At 55.7% G+C, this 16,334-nt stretch carries 16 protein-coding genes; 3 read left to right on the plus strand and 13 right to left on the minus strand.

The genetic code is table 11. The features are described 5' to 3' along the window. Positions 1 to 68 precede the first annotated feature (68 nt). The 4 genes from kdpC to kdpF all read right to left on the minus strand — a co-directional run bounded on the left by kdpC (position 69) and on the right by kdpF (position 4,541). Complete coding sequence (gene kdpC, locus AC19YS_RS09820) at positions 69 to 614, minus strand: potassium-transporting ATPase subunit KdpC (protein ID WP_106576850.1); 546 nt, start codon at positions 612 to 614, stop codon at positions 69 to 71. A 64-nt stretch (positions 615 to 678) separates the two neighbouring features. Continuing rightward, positions 679 to 2,736: a potassium-transporting ATPase subunit KdpB gene (gene kdpB / locus AC19YS_RS09825; RefSeq protein WP_372239291.1), complete on the minus strand. Its 2,058-nt coding sequence runs from the start codon at positions 2,734 to 2,736 to the stop codon at positions 679 to 681. 11 nt (positions 2,737 to 2,747) lie between these two features. Further along, positions 2,748 to 4,442: a potassium-transporting ATPase subunit KdpA gene (gene kdpA / locus AC19YS_RS09830; protein WP_106576852.1), complete on the minus strand. Its 1,695-nt coding sequence runs from the start codon at positions 4,440 to 4,442 to the stop codon at positions 2,748 to 2,750. A 9-nt stretch (positions 4,443 to 4,451) separates the two neighbouring features. Beyond that, positions 4,452 to 4,541 carry a K(+)-transporting ATPase subunit F gene (gene kdpF / locus AC19YS_RS09835; protein ID WP_003218754.1) on the minus strand — a complete coding sequence of 30 codons (90 nt, stop codon included), beginning with the start codon at positions 4,539 to 4,541 and terminating at the stop codon, positions 4,452 to 4,454. Positions 4,542 to 4,935: 394 nt separating this feature from the next. Here kdpF and eat point away from each other — a divergent pair, with 394 nt between their 5' ends. Beyond that, on the plus strand, positions 4,936 to 6,300 hold the full coding sequence (gene eat, locus AC19YS_RS09840) for an ethanolamine permease (protein ID WP_200623122.1): 1,365 nt from the start codon (positions 4,936 to 4,938) through the stop codon (positions 6,298 to 6,300). Between the two features lie 110 nt (positions 6,301 to 6,410). Further along, positions 6,411 to 6,578: a DUF2897 family protein gene (locus tag AC19YS_RS09845; protein ID WP_083359476.1), complete on the plus strand. Its 168-nt coding sequence runs from the start codon at positions 6,411 to 6,413 to the stop codon at positions 6,576 to 6,578. Positions 6,579 to 6,586: 8 nt separating this feature from the next. Here the strand turns inward: AC19YS_RS09845 and AC19YS_RS09850 are convergent, their stop codons facing one another. Then, complete coding sequence (locus AC19YS_RS09850) at positions 6,587 to 7,435, minus strand: urea carboxylase-associated family protein (protein ID WP_119739307.1); 849 nt, start codon at positions 7,433 to 7,435, stop codon at positions 6,587 to 6,589. Positions 7,436 to 7,449: 14 nt separating this feature from the next. Continuing rightward, positions 7,450 to 8,094: a GntR family transcriptional regulator gene (locus tag AC19YS_RS09855; protein ID WP_500601578.1), complete on the minus strand. Its 645-nt coding sequence runs from the start codon at positions 8,092 to 8,094 to the stop codon at positions 7,450 to 7,452. Between the two features lie 132 nt (positions 8,095 to 8,226). On the opposite strand from AC19YS_RS09855, the gene AC19YS_RS09860 reads away from it, so the two are divergent. Beyond that, entirely contained in the window at positions 8,227 to 8,805 is a 579-nt protein-coding gene (locus AC19YS_RS09860; protein ID WP_200623123.1) for a TetR/AcrR family transcriptional regulator, read from the plus strand. Between the two features lie 27 nt (positions 8,806 to 8,832). On the opposite strand, the gene AC19YS_RS09865 is transcribed toward AC19YS_RS09860, so the two are convergent. The 7 genes from AC19YS_RS09865 to AC19YS_RS09895 all read right to left on the minus strand — a co-directional run bounded on the left by AC19YS_RS09865 (position 8,833) and on the right by AC19YS_RS09895 (position 16,330). After that, positions 8,833 to 9,165, minus strand: coding sequence for a ComEA family DNA-binding protein (locus AC19YS_RS09865; RefSeq protein WP_500601579.1), 333 nt, complete (start codon positions 9,163 to 9,165; stop codon positions 8,833 to 8,835). Positions 9,166 to 9,322: 157 nt separating this feature from the next. After that, positions 9,323 to 11,320 (minus strand): polysaccharide biosynthesis protein, encoded by a 1,998-nt coding sequence (locus tag AC19YS_RS09870; protein WP_500601580.1) that lies wholly within the window; start codon positions 11,318 to 11,320, stop codon positions 9,323 to 9,325. Between the two features lie 120 nt (positions 11,321 to 11,440). Further along, positions 11,441 to 12,001, minus strand: a complete 561-nt coding sequence (locus AC19YS_RS09875; RefSeq protein ID WP_106576857.1) for a sugar transferase — start codon at positions 11,999 to 12,001, stop codon at positions 11,441 to 11,443. Between the two features lie 20 nt (positions 12,002 to 12,021). Continuing rightward, positions 12,022 to 13,134: an acyltransferase family protein gene (locus AC19YS_RS09880; RefSeq protein ID WP_500601582.1), complete on the minus strand. Its 1,113-nt coding sequence runs from the start codon at positions 13,132 to 13,134 to the stop codon at positions 12,022 to 12,024. After that, positions 13,127 to 14,137 (minus strand): UDP-glucose 4-epimerase family protein, encoded by a 1,011-nt coding sequence (locus AC19YS_RS09885; protein ID WP_500601584.1) that lies wholly within the window; start codon positions 14,135 to 14,137, stop codon positions 13,127 to 13,129. The genes AC19YS_RS09880 and AC19YS_RS09885 overlap by 8 nt, the downstream gene beginning before the upstream one ends. Positions 14,138 to 14,139: 2 nt before the next feature. After that, positions 14,140 to 15,246 (minus strand): DUF1972 domain-containing protein, encoded by a 1,107-nt coding sequence (locus AC19YS_RS09890; protein WP_500601586.1) that lies wholly within the window; start codon positions 15,244 to 15,246, stop codon positions 14,140 to 14,142. Next, positions 15,236 to 16,330, minus strand: a complete 1,095-nt coding sequence (locus AC19YS_RS09895) for a glycosyltransferase family 4 protein (protein ID WP_500601588.1) — start codon at positions 16,328 to 16,330, stop codon at positions 15,236 to 15,238. The genes AC19YS_RS09890 and AC19YS_RS09895 overlap by 11 nt, the downstream gene beginning before the upstream one ends. Positions 16,331 to 16,334: the final 4 nt, after the last annotated feature.

Consider the following 16,334-nt stretch of genomic DNA (forward strand, 5'->3'; position numbering starts at 1 on the left):
CCCGCTGCCACAGTAGGAATGTATTCCCCTGTGGGAGCCGGGCTTGCCCGCGATGACGGCACCACTACTTACAACTTTTCCAGCGCCATGTTCAGCGCCAACACATTCACCACCGGCGGCCCCACCAACGGGCTTTCGATGTGCTCATCCAGCAAGCGCTGCAGGGTTGCCACCGGCACATTTCGTGCGGCTGCCACCCGCGCCAGTTGATAGGCAATCGCCGGTGGAGGCAAGTGTGGATCAAGACCGCTGCCAGAGGTAGTCAGCGATGCCAACGGCACCGGCCCCTGGCCTGGCACTAGTTGTTTATTGGCATCATCGAAAACCCGCGTTGCCAACGCCGGGTTGCTTGGGCCCAGGTTACTCGCGCTGCTGGAAACCGTCGCAAATGCGCCGGCCGACGGGCGCGGATGGAACCACTGATCACCGGTAAAATCCTGGGCGATCAGGCTGGAACCGCGCACTTTGCCGTCGGCATCGCGCACCAGGCTGCCGTTGGCCTGGTCAGGAAAAGCAACTTGCGCGACACCGGTCACCACCAATGGGTAGGCGACGCCGGTGATCAGGGTCATGAGTACCAGCAGGCTCAAGGCCGGGCGGATCATGGTGGACATTTCAGATTCCTCACGTGAGTCATTGCAGCCTGTGGGCGCCGACGTGGCGCCCCCAGGAATCGGGTCAAACCAGGTGCAGCGCGGTCAGCAGCATGTCGATCGCCTTGATGCCCACGAACGGCACCACAATCCCGCCCAGCCCATAGATCAGCAGGTTGCGACGCAGCAACGCCGCCGCACTCGCCGCCTGCACGCGCACACCGCGCAGCGCCAGCGGGATCAGCACCACAATGATCAACGCGTTAAACACAATGGCCGAGAGAATCGCGCTCTGCGGGCTCTGCAAATGCATCACGTTGAGCACGCCCAATTGCGGGTAGATCGAGGCGAACAGTGCCGGCAGGATCGCGAAGTACTTGGCCACGTCGTTGGCGATGGAAAACGTGGTCAGCGCGCCGCGCGTCACCAGCAGTTCCTTGCCGATCTGCACCACGTCCAGCAGCTTGGTCGGGTCGCTGTCGAGGTCGACCATGTTGGCCGCCTCGCGCGCCGCCTGGGTACCGTCGTTCATCGCCATGCCGACGTCGGCCTGGGCCAGTGCCGGGGCGTCGTTGGCGCCGTCACCACACATGGCAACCAGACGACCGTCGTTCTGTTCGTGGCGAATGCGCGCGAGTTTTTTCTCTGGCGTGGCTTCGGCCAGCACATCGTCCACGCCGGCTTCGGCAGCAATCGCCGCAGCGGTCAGCGGGTTATCGCCCGTCACCATCACGGTGCGAATCCCCAGTTTGCGCAGCTCGGCAAACCGTTCGCGGATGCCAGGCTTGACCACGTCCTTGAGGTGGATCGCACCGAGCAATTTGCCGTCGGCGCATACCAGCAAAGGTGTGCCGCCGCTTTGGGCGATCTTGTCGATTTCCCGCGAGAGTGCCGGTTGCAGGTCGCGGCGTTGTTGGCCGATAAACGCCAGCAGCGAATCCACCGCGCCCTTGCGGAACACACGGCCTTCGTAATCGACACCGGACAAACGCGTTTCAGCACTGAAGGGCACCGAGGTCAGTTGGTCCAGGGTCGGCTCAGCCTGCGGGTGCAAGGCGCGCAGGTATTCGACGATGGATTTGCCCTCTGCGGTGTCGTCCGCCAGCGATGCCAGCAGCGCACCCTCGGCCAAATCCCGACCACTGACGCCAGGCGCGGCGATCACTGCCGCGCAGCGACGGTTACCAAAGGTGATGGTGCCGGTTTTATCCAGCAGCAACACATGCACGTCACCCGCCGCTTCCACCGCGCGCCCGGATTTGGCGATCACATTGAGGCGTACCAGACGGTCCATGCCGGCGATACCGATGGCCGACAACAGGCCGCCGATGGTCGTAGGAATCAGCGTCACCAACAGTGCGACCAGGAACACCAGCGGCAAGCTGCCATTGGCGAAGTGCGCGAACGGCTGCAGGGTGACCACCACCAGCAGGAAGATCAGGGTCAGGCCGATCAGCAGGATATCCAGCGCGACTTCGTTGGGGGTTTTCTGGCGTTTGGCGCCTTCCACCAGGGCGATCATGCGGTCCAGCGTGGACTCGCCCGGGTTGACGGTGATGCGGATCAGCAACCAGTCCGACACCAGCCGCGTGTTGCCGGTGACAGCCGAACGGTCGCCGCCGGACTCGCGGATCACTGGCGCGGACTCGCCGGTGATCGCCGCCTCGTTGACCGCCGCAATGCCTTCGATGACCTCACCGTCACCGGGGATCATTTCTCCGGCGGCGACGCGTACGACGTCGCCTTTGCGCAAGCTGGTGGCCGGCACGACCTTGAAGCTGCCGTCGGCCTCCTTGCGACGTGCGCTGAGGCCTTCACTGCCAGCCTTGAGGCTGTCGGCGCGGGCCTTGCCGCGACCTTCGGCCAAGGCTTCGGCGAAGTTGGCGAACAGCACGGTGAACCACAACCACACGGCGATCTGCACGGCGACAAACGTCGGCACGGCGGTGTCGGGCACGAAGCACAACACGGTGGTGAGGATGGCGGTCAGCTCGACCACCAGCATCACCGGCGAACGTTGCAGCTGGCGCGGGTCCAGCTTGACGAACGCCTGGCCCAGCGCCGGGCGCCACAAGGCAGAGATGGCGGTTTTGGCGGGCTCCTGGGTGTGCACCGGGGCCGCATTTTTTGCAGGCATATTCATTTTCATATCCCTCAGAAGCCCATGCTCAGATGTTCAGCGATTGGGCCCAGTGCCAGTGTCGGCAGGAAAGTCAGGCCGCCCACCAGCAAAATGGTCACGGTCAACAGGGTCACGAACAGCGGGCCATGCGTAGGGAAGCTGTTCTGGCCAATCGGAGCGGTCTTTTTCATCGCCAGGCTGCCGGCCAGGGCCAGTACCGGGAGGATGTAACCGAAACGCCCCAGCAACATCGACAGGCTCAACATCAGGTTGTGGAACGCGGTGTTGGCACTGAAACCGCCGAACGCCGAACCGTTGTTGGCACTGGCCGAGGTGTAGGCATACAGCAGCTGACTGAAACCGTGCGGGCCGGGGTTGCTGATGGCACCCGCCGGGCCTGGCAGGCTGGCAGCGATGGCGCCCAGCACCAGCGTGCCGATTGGCATCACCAGCAAGGTCACGACCAGCAATTGCACTTCCTTGGCCTGCAGCTTCTTGCCGAGGTATTCCGGGGTGCGGCCGATCATCAGGCCAGCGAGGAACACTGCGATCAACACGTTGAGCAACATGCCGTACATACCGGCGCCGACGCCGCCGAAGATCACTTCGCCGACCATCATGTTGACCAGTGCCACCATGCCGGTCAGCGGGTTGAGGCTGTCTTGCATGCCATTGACCGAACCGTTGGACGCCGCCGTGGTGGCCACCGACCACAACACTGTGCCGGTGGTGCCGAAGCGCGCCTCTTTGCCTTCCAGCGGTGCGGTTTGTTCAACCGCTGGGTTGTTCAGAGTCGGGTTGGGCTGGTATTCGGCCCACATCGACGTCGCGCCGCCGATCAGGAACAGCGCCAGCATGCAGCCCAGAATCGCGCGGCTCTGACGCAGGTCCTTCACGTAGTGACCGAAGGTGAACACCAACGCCACCGGGATCAGGATGATTGCCGACAGCTCGAACAGGTTGGCCCACGCCGTCGGGTCTTCAAACGGATGCGCCGAGTTGACACCGAAGAACCCGCCGCCGTTGGTGCCCAACTGCTTGATTGCAATCTGGCTGGCCGCCGGGCCGAGTGGGATCACTTGGTCCACGCCCTGCATCGTCACGGCGTTCACGTAGTGCGCGAAGGTTTGCGGCACGCCCTGCCACACCAGGAACAACGCGAACACCAGGCACAACGGCAACAGGCCGTAGAGGGTAGCGCGGGTCATGTCGACCCAGAAGTTACCCAGGGTCTTGGTGGATTTGCGCCCGATACCACGGCACAGCGCGACCAGCACAGCCAGGCCGGTGGCGGCGCTGACGAAGTTCTGCACGGTGAGGCCGATCATCTGGCTGAGGTAGCTCAGGGAGGCTTCACCGCTGTAGTTCTGCCAGTTGGTGTTGGTCATGAAACTGACCGCGGTGTTGAAGGCCAGCGTCCATTCCTGACCCGGCAATTTCTGCGGGTTCAGTGGCAGGTATTCCTGGAACAACAGCACAGCGAACAGCAACACGAAACCGGCCAGATTGAACGCCAACAGCGCCAGCGTGTACTTCTGCCAGCTCTGTTCCTGATGCTCGTCCACGCCGGACAGGCGATAACACGCGCGCTCAACCGGGCCGAGCACCGGCGTGAGCCAGGTGCGCTGGCCTTCCATCACCTTGTAATAGAACCTTCCCAGGAACGGTGCCGGCACCAGCACCACGGCAAAGAAGGCGATGATCAGCCAATAGTCATAACTGTGCATAGCCTGCTCCTAGTTCCGATCCGCGCGTAACAGCGCAACCAGCAGATAAATGAACAGCGCCACGGCCAATAGCAGTGACACCCCGTCCAGAACGCTCATGGAAGTCTCTCCGTTTTGCGGCGATTGCCGCGTGTGAGGCAATTGTCCGCAGGAGTGGCGTAAAGGAACGAGAGCGACGCTGGGGGCCGGGCGTAAAGACGGCGTAAAGAGTGGGTTTATGCGGGGTTTACAGAGGTCGGTGGAGGCTGTTGGGGGCCTCATCGCGGGTAAGCCCGGCTCCCACAGGGGATTGCGGTTACCTGTGGGAGCCGGGCTTGCCCGCGATGACGGCAGCTCAAACGCCCCTGCACTCAACTGGTGCAATGACAGAAGATTTCAAACGCCAAACCGTCTCCTCGACGACAGTTCGGCGTCTTTACGACAATGAATGGCGCACTGGCATGGCCGCTGCAACACCTTGAATCATTCCAAACGGTTCAGGGAGAGCAACACGATGAATACACAACTCAAACCCACCTTGGGCACCCTGCATCTGTGGGGCATTGCCGTCGGCTTGGTGATTTCCGGCGAGTACTTCGGCTGGAGCTACGGCTGGGGCGTCGCCGGTACGTTGGGCTTTCTGGTGACCTCGCTGATGGTCGCCGCCATGTACACCTGCTTTATATTCAGCTTCACCGAACTCACTACGGCGATTCCTCACGCAGGTGGCCCATTTGCCTACAGCCGTCGCGCATTCGGTGAGAAAGGCGGCTTGATCGCCGGCCTGGCGACGTTGATCGAATTTGTCTTCGCCCCGCCTGCAATTGCCTTGGCCATCGGCGCTTATCTGAATGTGCAGTTTCCGGCACTCGACCCCAAACACGCGGCCGTCGGTGCCTATATCGTCTTCATGGGCCTGAATATTCTTGGGGTGAAACTCGCGGCCACCTTCGAGTTGGTGGTATGCGTGCTCGCCGTCGCCGAACTGTTGGTGTTCATGGGCGTGGTAGCGCCGGCGTTCAGCTTCAGCAACTTCGCCCTCAATGGCTGGGCCGGGTCCGACACCTTCGGCGCGCCGGCGATAGCCGGGATGTTTGCGGCCATTCCTTTCGCCATCTGGTTCTTCCTTGCCATCGAAGGTGCAGCGATGGCTGCCGAGGAAGCGAAGGACCCCAAGCGCACCATCCCCAAAGCCTACATCAGCGGCATCCTGACGCTGGTGGTGCTGGCCATGGGCGTGATGTTCTTTGCCGGCGGCGTGGGCGACTGGCGCACGCTGTCGAATATCAATGACCCGTTGCCGCAAGCGATGAAAACCGTGGTGGGCGACAGCTCCGGCTGGCTGCACATGTTGGTGTGGATCGGCCTGTTCGGCCTGGTGGCGAGTTTTCACGGCATCATCCTCGGCTACTCACGCCAGTTCTTCGCCCTCGCGCGCGCCGGCTACCTGCCCTCCTTCCTCGCCAAACTGTCGCGTTTTCAGACACCGCACCGGGCAATTATCGCCGGTGGTGTGGTCGGCATCGCCGCCATCTACAGCGACGGCCTGATCAATCTGGGCGGCATGACGCTGACCGCCGCGATGATCACCATGGCGGTGTTCGGTGCCATCGTGATGTACATCATGAGCATGCTCAGCCTGTTCAAACTGCGCAAGACCGAGCCGCTGCTGGAGCGTACCTTCCGTGCGCCGGGCTACCCGATTGTGCCGGGCATTGCGCTGATGCTGGCGGTGGTGTGCCTGGTGGCCATGGCCTGGTTCAACGCGCTGATCGGGCTGATCTTCCTGGGCTTTATGCTGGTGGGATTCATCTACTTCCAACTGACCGCGCAGGACCGCGCCGACGCACCGGCCGATGCGATGTTGACGGGGCTCTGAGGCTACTGGAGCATAACGGGCCTACAATGAACTACTAAGAAAGCCCGTTACTCAAAGCAGCTATTACCGTGGGAAATTTCCCCACGATTTGCTGCCTCAAGGAGAGCCCTATGCCGTGGTATGCCTGGTTGATTTTAGTGGTCGCGATCGGTTCGATCGTCGGTGGTTTATTGATGCTGCGTGACAGCGCCAACAAGGTGGAACTCACCGACGAACAACGCAAACGCGTGGCCGAGCGCAACGCCCAGGCAGACTCAAAGGACGCCCAGGACCGCTGAAGCTGCCGCTACTCCCACGCCGCCTTGGCAATATGCAATCCGTGCTGCCCCTTGTAGGCAGCACGCTCAGGCTGGCTCCAGCCATTGAGCAACTCCTCCTCCAGGCGATAAATCTCCACACCCAACGGGCGACACACCGTTAACGGATCCTGCGCGTCCGGCCCCCACATCGGCAGCGACAAATCCCCGCCAGGACACGTCGATAAAGCGCAGAGCAAGTCAATCTCGGCAAAAAACTCCAGGTAGTCGCCCTTCTGCGCCGGGCAGGCTTTCATGAAGTACATGTCGTCGTGATTGAGGCCGGTGCATTGGAAAATGTTCAACACGTCATGCACATCGAACTCCGTCAGGCCGTGGGGTAGCACCGCGCGCGTCAGGTTTGAGTGGCAATGGTGATGAAAGTCTTCGCCGGTAAGCATGCGATTCACATACGGATCGCAGCGCGTGCCGAGCAAATCGTGCAGGCGTCCGCCATGCTCGTCGATGCCATAACTTGCCAGGCTGTCATCGGTGATGGTCACCAGCGGCCGCAGAAACGGCAGGTTCGACCACAGTCGATCATGAGTGCTGACATGTGCGCCTTGTAACTGGCGGGTGCGCGCAGCCCAAAGACGTTCGCGAGGATCGTTGGCATTCCACACATTGAAGTCACCCACTTGTGGCCCAACCGGCGTGGTAACACGGAACACATGCCCAGCCGGCACCTTCCACGCCCTGCCCGTGCGGATCGGCACTTCGAACTGCTCGATCAATGTGCGCTGGTCCGCACGCTCACGAATGCGCTCATAGAACGCGGTATCAACCTGCAGCGCAGAACCTTTGCTGACCTGGTACGCGGCCGGATAGTCTTTATACATGGGGCAATCCTCCATCAGGGGTGATCAAACAAGGCCAGGGAAAGGCGTTCGGAATCGTCCAGGTACAGGCTCATCGCCTCCTGCGCAGCCGCTTTGTTGCCGCCCGCCAGCAACGCGTAGATCTCCTGGTCACGCTCCATCCAGGGCGACTGGAAACGCTGCTCATCGGGTGCCGCGCAAAACACCAGGCGCAATTGAGCAATCACCTGGGCGAAAAATTCATCAAACAGCGGGCTGCGCATCAACCCGACAATCCGTTGGTGGAACGCCAGGCTGTGAGTCGCCACCGCCCGCCAGTCCTCACGCTCCCTGGCCAGGGAGGTGGCTTCGATTGCGTTTTGCATGTGCTCGGACTGAGCATCCGTCAGCACCCCGCTCTGGGCGATAGCCTGCAATTCGAGGGTTCGACGTACAACGAACAGGTCACGCACTTCATCTCGTTCCAGTCGCCGCACCATCACGCCTTTGTTGCGCACATAACGGGTAAGCCCTTCCTGCCCCAAACGGTGCAAGGCCTCGCGAATGGTATTGCGCGATGCGTTATAAATTTTGACCAGATCCACCTCGACCAGCGCCATGCCGGGCAACAGCCGCCCGCCAATGATGTCGGCACGCAGTTCACGTGCAATCTGATCCGCCAGAGACAAGCTGAGCGTCATACCACCTCACGATTGTTGAACAATCCCTGAACCAGATGTAATCACTTTTCATGCCAGTACCGCTGAACGATGTGTAGATGGGTAAAAAAGCTTAACTCCGTTAACATGCCCGCTCGTCCACGAGGCCGCCCCATGCGTTATTCAGCAGACCATAAAGCCCAGACTCATCAACGCATCATCAAGGAAGCCTCAATGCGCTTTCGCCGCGACGGCATCAGCGCGACCGGCCTGCAACCCCTGATGAAGGCACTCGATCTGACGCACGGTGGCTTTTACGCGCATTTCAAGTCCAAGGATGATCTGGTGGAAAAGGCCCTGCAGGCTGCGGCTGCAGAACTGGACGCGCATTGCGAAACACTGTTCAGCCAGGCACGGCCGCTGGATGCATTCATAGACAACTACCTGTCTGAATGGCACCAGACCTCTCCCGCTGAAGGCTGCCCGCTACCGACCATGTCTTCGGAATTGGGCCTGAGGGGACAGCAGAGCCCGACCACAGATGCTGTGCTTGAAGCGCGATTAAGGCAGGTTGAATCAACGTTGGTTCACGCGAATGCCAACGAACGAAGCCTGGTACTGATGTCGACGTTGGTAGGGGCACTGGTGCTGGCCAGGAGCGTAGAGAGCCAAGCGTTGGCGACGCGGATCATGAAAGTTGTGCGCGAGAACTTGAAAGCTCAAATCTCAGACAAAGAAAAGGCCGGTCAATGACCGGCCTTTTGAGCAAGGTTTACAGCCTTAATTAATTGCCAACCTGTCGCGGTTCTTCTCCAACAATGCCTTACCGATACCTTTAACTTCCAGCAACTCGTCTACCGCAGTGAAAGGCCCATTGCTGTCGCGATAGGCGACGATCGCCTTGGCCTTGGCGGCGCCAATGCCGAACAGATCGCGGCGCAGGACTTCAGCGTCGGCCGTGTTGAGATTGACCTTGGTCGTTTCTTCAACTTTCGCCATCTGAGCGACGATAGGCGTTGGGACTTCGGGTTTGGCGGATGGGGCTGCGGTGGTGGCGACGGAGACACTCGCGAGGAAGGCAAAGATCAGGGAAGAGATATAGGTGTTTTGCATAGGTGACGCTCCATGACATCGGTAGAAGAAAAGCAGCTTTCCGAAGCTGCCTTTCTAACTTAGGTGATGTTTGGAGGGAGTCAAAAGTGAGTCGGTTACAGCGTGTGTTTTTCTATTCGGGCAGAGTGACTCACCCGTAAAGTTGTAACTTTTAAACTCATGGTTCAAGCCGACGCTGCTGATATATCCAGTCAACAATTTCCCCATCCGGCGTATAACCGCTGACGGTGTCGCGCAACAACTGGCGAACCCGGCCGAAATCGTCTTGATCGACTGCGGCCAGCAACTCAGAAAGCTTGACCTTCAACACTTCCCACGACAAGTAGTCCTCGTTAGCGCTCATGATCATCGGATGTTGCGTTGCAACAACATTGTCTCCGATTAGCAACTCTTCGTATAACTTCTCGCCCGGCCGCAAACCGGAAAACTCAATGGCAATATCGCCGTGAGGATTTTTGTCGGACCGCACGCTCAGCCCTGACAGATGGATCATTTTTTCAGCCAGTTCGACGATCTTGACCGGCTCCCCCATATCCAGCACGAACACGTCTCCGCCCAGCCCCATGGAACCCGCTTGGATGACCAACTGAGCCGCTTCAGGAATGGTCATGAAGTAGCGGGTGATCTTCGGGTGCGTAACCGTCAGCGGTCCGCCAGACTTTATCTGCTTGTGAAACAGCGGGATCACCGAACCGGAGGAGCCTAATACATTGCCAAATCGAACCATCGTAAAACGGGTTTTATTCACCCGCGACACGTTGGACTTGTCCCCAAACAGCACGGGGGCAGGTTCGCGGCTCAACGCCTGCAGCGTCAACTCGGCAAGTCGCTTGGTGCTGCCCATCACGTTTGTTGGGCGCACTGCCTTGTCGGTGGAAATCAATACAAAATTCGATGCGCCCGCTTGAACCGCCGCCTGCGCCGCGTTCAGCGTGCCGATAACATTGTTCAGCACACCCTCTGCGATGTTGTGCTCAACAATGGGTACATGCTTATAGGCAGCAGCGTGGTAAACGGTATCCACCCGCCAGGCCTTCATGACATCCAGCAGTTTTGACGGGTCCCTTACTGAACCCAGGATGGGTAGCAGTTTTACCGGTAGCGATTTACGAGTAATACGCTGTTCCAACTCTGAAAGAATACTGTAGAGATTGAACTCACTGTGCTCAAACAAGAGCAAGGTTTTAGGCTTAAGCTCCAGAATTTGCCGACAGAGCTCTGAACCGATCGAGCCACCCGCACCCGTGACAAGGACACTCTGCCCCTTGATGCAATGCTCAAGCAAATCGCCTTGCGCAGGCACCGAATCACGACCCAGCAAGTCCGCAATATCGACCTCTTGAATATCGTCAACCTTGACCCTTCCACTGGCCAGGTCCATAAACCCCGGGACGCTACGAACGTGGAGCGGAAAACCTTCGAGAAAACCGAGAATCTCCCGGCGCCGACCGCGATTGGAGGACGGGATTGCCAAGAGAATTTCTTGTGCGCCCGTGACGTCGATCATCCTCTGGATATGTTTGGGCTTATAGACTTGGAGGCCCGAGATGACACGGTCCGAAATAGACGCGTCATCGTCAATGAACGCAACCGGGCGCATCACTCGCCCCATACGAAGCGCTGCCACAAGTTGATTCCCCGCCGCGCCGGCACCATAGATTGCGACGCGTGAAAGACCGTCGTCCCGGCTGGTAAACGGGACATGTTGGGCAGCGGCAAACCAATCACCTAAAAAGTACTGACGCATGGTCAAACGCAAGCCACCGACCATGATCAAGCTCAACCACCAATAGTTGAAAATGATCGACCGGGGCACCACGTTCTGATGATTGCTATACCAATAAACAACAACACCCAGGATTAAAGAAGAAAGACTGACGGCCTTGATGATTGCGACCAACGCATCATTGCCAAAATAACGCATGACAGCGCGGTACATACCGAAGCGAATGAACAGAGGTATCGCAACCACCGGCGCCGCCAGAAACAACCATAAGTGCATTTTGACCGGGTTGACCATCTCGTCGATTCCGAGACGGACTAAGAAAGCCATCCACAGCGCCAAAAATACGAGTATGACGTCTGCCAATACCTGAATCAGTCGTTTTTGATGACGAGGCAATTTTAATAGCCACGTACGCAACCGGTTTATCATGACTCACCTATCGCCTATGCGTCAGATCAAAAATTTTTTGTTGATCGCGTTACAACGCAGAACAAAAAACATACTTTGCATAATCAACCTGAATCGGCCAATCAAACACTTGGTACGGTATTAATGTGAAACACCATCACGTTTAATGACCTTCAAAGCTGTTAAAAACAAGATTTTAAGGTCGAAAAGAACGCTCATGTTTTTCGCGTAAAAAGCATCATAGCCAACCTTAACCGGTATGGGCAACTCATCACGGCCGTTGACCTGCGCCCACCCCGTGAGACCTGGACGGATGAGGTGTACGCCTTGCTCGGTACGCAGCTCAATCAGATCGGCCTGATTAAAAAGCGCGGGCCTTGGTCCTACAAAACTCATATCACCTGCGATGATACTCCACAGCTGAGGCAACTCATCGAGGCTGGACTTTCTAAGAAAGTTGCCAATCGGCGTCAAGTATTTAGACGGATCGAGCAGCAAATGCGTGGCGACAGCAGGCGTACCAATTCGCATTGAGCGAAACTTTGGCATCCTGAACAATACGTTGTTCACCCCTACGCGGTCAGACCAATACAGTGCAGGCCCCTTTGACGTCAATTTAACTGCCACCGTAACAAGCAAGATCGGGATCAAGAGTATGAGCAAGGCAAAGAGGCTCAGTACTAGATCAAAAAAACGCTTCATGTTTTCACCAACCTTTCAATTCACAACCGTTTAGACGAATACTTAGCAAACTTTCCCGAATATTTGGCGATTGAAAGGGACAGCCAGGACGCCAGCGCTTTTTTGCGCAGAATACAAGGGTGTTCTATCAAATGCCACGACAGGACAGCCGGAACCAATGCAACGGGAAGCGCCACAAGAATCATTTCAACGGGCGATATTCCTCTCCACGTGTGCGCAAGGATCTCCTGAGTAGGAAAAGCATATATGTACAAACCGTAAGAGTAATCCCCGAGCTTATTGTATTGGCGTGCGAACCACTGGGTGTTGAAGGCAACGAAAAAGACGGAATAACTCCATGCGATCACGAACACTTCTACGAACAAGGGAGACCTGTAGGAACACAGCGCGGCCAACCAGCCAAGGGTTAACATCCAGACGCTCAGCCGAACCTTGGTTCGGTAGGCATAAAATATCATCCCGATGACAAATGCGAAGCTCCACTGCACCCACGTGCGAAGCTGGAAACCTGCAATCAGGTACTCATTTTTTTGCAACAGGTTGAATACTGTATAAAACACAAAATACAGTACAAAAAATATCGACACCCGACGAGTATGTGTCAAACAACCGACAACACCGAGCGCAAACACCATTGCGTACAGCAGCACCTCGTAATACAACGTCCATAGCGAACCATTGATTCCGGGATAGGGATTATCCTGAAACAAGCCTGGCAACTGAAAGTGAATATCCTTCAGTTTCAAGTTCCCTGTAATGTATTTATGTACTTCTTTAGAAGAAAAATAATCACGCAAACTAAAATCGGTAAACAACGGACCAATTACCCAGGCGCTTAACACCAATACAACCAACAGCGCAGGGTACAACCTTAAAAATCTGGCCACGATAAAATCAATTTTGGTCTTGGACCGCTCATAACTCAGCGATATGAAAAATCCGGATATGCAAAAAAAAGTAAATACGCCTAAGCCACCGAGTGTTATTCCAAGCTGAGCCATCAACGGCTCAACTTCGGTAGCGCCACGAGATAGCGGAAACGAGTGTGACACCAACACAAAAAATGCCGCAACCATCCGGATAAAATTAAAATTATTATCCCTGGACTTAAGCATCTCAGCCAAATTACCCATGCGACGGTCCATTCTGCTTTTTTTGATAATGCCGAGCCGTGATTGCAAAAGCCTCGTCAGTAGTTACTGGAGGTGTCCAGTTTAAGCATTCCCGCGTGTCTGTGATATCGACTTGAAGCGAACCGCACAACCGTTGCAAAAAATCTTTCTTGCCGATTATCGCTGCTGCAACATTCAATAACGCGTAAGGAAAAGCAAACACATAGGATGGCTTGTTCATCGCCACGGCGAGCTTTTTCAGAATCTGTCCAATAGACAGATCGTCACCATCGCTTACGAGGAACACGCGGTTCGAAGCGGCAGGATGTTTGATGCACACGCAAATCAGATCGACCAAATTACCAATGAAGACTAGGCTTCTTCGGTTATCAATCGTGCGAAAAGGAAGTGGCAGCTTCCTGTCAACGACAGAGAGCATTCGTTCAAAGTTGGCTTTCACGCCTGGCCCATACACCAGGACGGGCCGAATGATGACGACGTCCATTGAAGTGTGACGCGCCAGCTCCAAGAGCGCTTGCTCTGCCTCCAGCTTGGACACTCCATAATCGTCGAGCGGCGCAGGGACATCCTTTGGCGTAAACGCACGGCCAGCGCTGGTTTCTTCACCATTGACTTTAACCGAGCTTATATAAATGAATCTCTGAACGCCGGCGTCAGCGGCTTGCCGAGCCAGGTTGAGCGTAGCGTTCACATTAACTTCCCGAAACGCCTGCAATGGATTGCTATGGGTTTCGTTCATGATGTGCGCTCGACCGGCAGAGTGAATGACCACGTCCACACTCGACAGTGGCGCTGTCCAGTCGATGCCCCCTGTCAACGAATCAATAATAAAATCCTGCACGCCAGGGAGCGGCGAAGGGACCGTCTTGCGGGTTACATTCACCACTTGATACTGAGCCTTAACCAACGCATCCAGCACTGAGCGCCCTACAAATCCCGTTCCGCCTGTAAGAAGTACAGTGGACGCACCCGGAGCGGGACTAACGCTAATTTCATCCAGCATTGTTAAGTCCTCTCAGATGAAAGAAGCGTTTTGAATAATTTGTCGTATTGAGAAGAGACACCTTCCCAACGATAACGACGCACCGCAATCTCATGCATTTTTCCACCCAGCTCAGCGCGCTCGGTTTCATTGGCAAAAAGACGTGACGCGCAATCGACAAGTGCCCGGCTGGACGAAAAAAACTTTGCACCGTCCTCAGTAGACGCACGATTGAAAGATACGTCGAATGCAATCACAGGCAAACTCAGCCACATGGCCTCCACCAGGGACGGGTTGGTGCCACCCGCACTATGACCGTGAATGTAGACGGTCGCGTTACTGCGCAACGGGCTCAGTTCCTCACTCTTGTAGATAGGATCCAATAAGTGAAGATGCCCGACGCTCGCGTATTTATCCTGCAGGGCTACACCGTATTCGCTTTGTTTCCAATTCCCCACAATCACCAACGGCAAGCTACCCGTACTGAAGGCCTCGAGAATAATATGAATATTATTCTCCGGCTCGATCCTACAGACTGAGAACGCGTAAGGCTTACGAAGGAATGGATAATGCTCAAAGTCCGCCTCTCCCAGTGCACTGGTAGCCGCCTGATCGCCACCGTAGGCAATAAGAGTACTTTCACGTGAGTACTCATCGCGGACATAGTCTTGAAGCACTTTATTATCGGTAACAATAGCATCGGCGTATTTAACTGCCATGGCTTCTGAGAACTTCAGGAATTTCTTCGCCAGCACTGACCACTTAGCGCGTTTCCACTCGTAGCCGTCGATATTGACTACAATCTTTTTCTTGGTAAGCAGCTTTAAAAAAGGAAGCGCAATACAACCCGACACACCCAGCACCACCAAAATATCATTCTTTCGGTAGGCATGCAGCATACTGACAATATCATAAGGAATACTTTGCACGCCGTTAGCTTTCAACGGAAGGTAAATCAAGTCGGCATTGCGATACTTTGCAGGCCGAGTTGAATATGACCGTGCGCTGCAATAGACCGAGATCCCATATTCTCGGTCAAGGTAAGTGACCAATTGCTCCGATAACGTTTCCCACCCACCATACTGGGCTGGGAGACCGACCGTGCCGATCACTGCTATTTTAAACCCCATTAAACACCTCAATCACATCACTTTCAAAGTTATCAACTGAGAAACTAAGTGACTTCACTCTTGCAGCCTCAGACAAGCGAAAGCACACCTCAGGACTTTTATGGAGAAACGCCAGTTTGGCGGCGATGTCCTCCACACGGTTTGAATCAATGAGATAACCTTCCTTGTCCTCCGACACCAGTTCGACAGGCCCACCTACCGGAGGAACAATACAAGGTACACCAAACGAAAGCGCCTCGAGAATCGTCAAGCCAAACGTCTCCACCCACTCTTCCGGCTTCGAAAGGCTCAGTAAAACACTCGCCCTCTGATAATAAGGAATCACATCCTTGCACCGGGAAATAATGGTCAAGTTATCAGGCACCGTGACGGACGAAAAAAAATCATCCACCTCAGAATCACTGGCACCGAGCACCAAGTTAAATTCGATATCCTGTTGACCGCTTAACAGATCAGCAATACGTACGAATTCATTCACACCTTTGTAAGCTTTTAAGGAGCAGATCATCAGCACATTGAATTTATTACTCGACGCGTAAGGATATACGTGATTCGCACCACTACTGACCATGTCCTGAGGAATCGAATTATAAATCACACGACTTTCTATGTTCGTAAAAGACTCAGCCTTGGCTAGAAAGCGCGAGACGAAAATATTTTTGCTGGAGCACCTTTCAACCGTCCACCGCAGAAACAGCTTCAGGGGTCTAGGGCGGATTGACGTTTCATGAATATGATAAATAACCTGGATGCCGAGCACTCTCCCTGCTAGCGCCGCGCCGAAGGGAAGTAACGTATTGACATAGAAAATCGCAGAGGCGTGACGATAGCGTAATAATTTTATAAACAGAATCAGCTGCGAAAGACTATAGCTCAACAGCGTCAAATATTTATTTTCAAATCTCTTATAAAAATAGCGTTTTTGCACGCATGGCGCCGAAGAGAGAAAACCGCCTTCAGCGCCCCCTCCCACATATAATTCGGCCTCAAAGCCTTTCTTTGCCACTGCCTCAATAACCTGCAAAAGAACCTTAGGGCTCCCGCTGTAGTCATTCAACAAATGGAAAAATATAATTTTTTTCACTGCA

The sequence above is a fragment of the Pseudomonas sp. MF08831 genome, assembly GCF_059862645.1.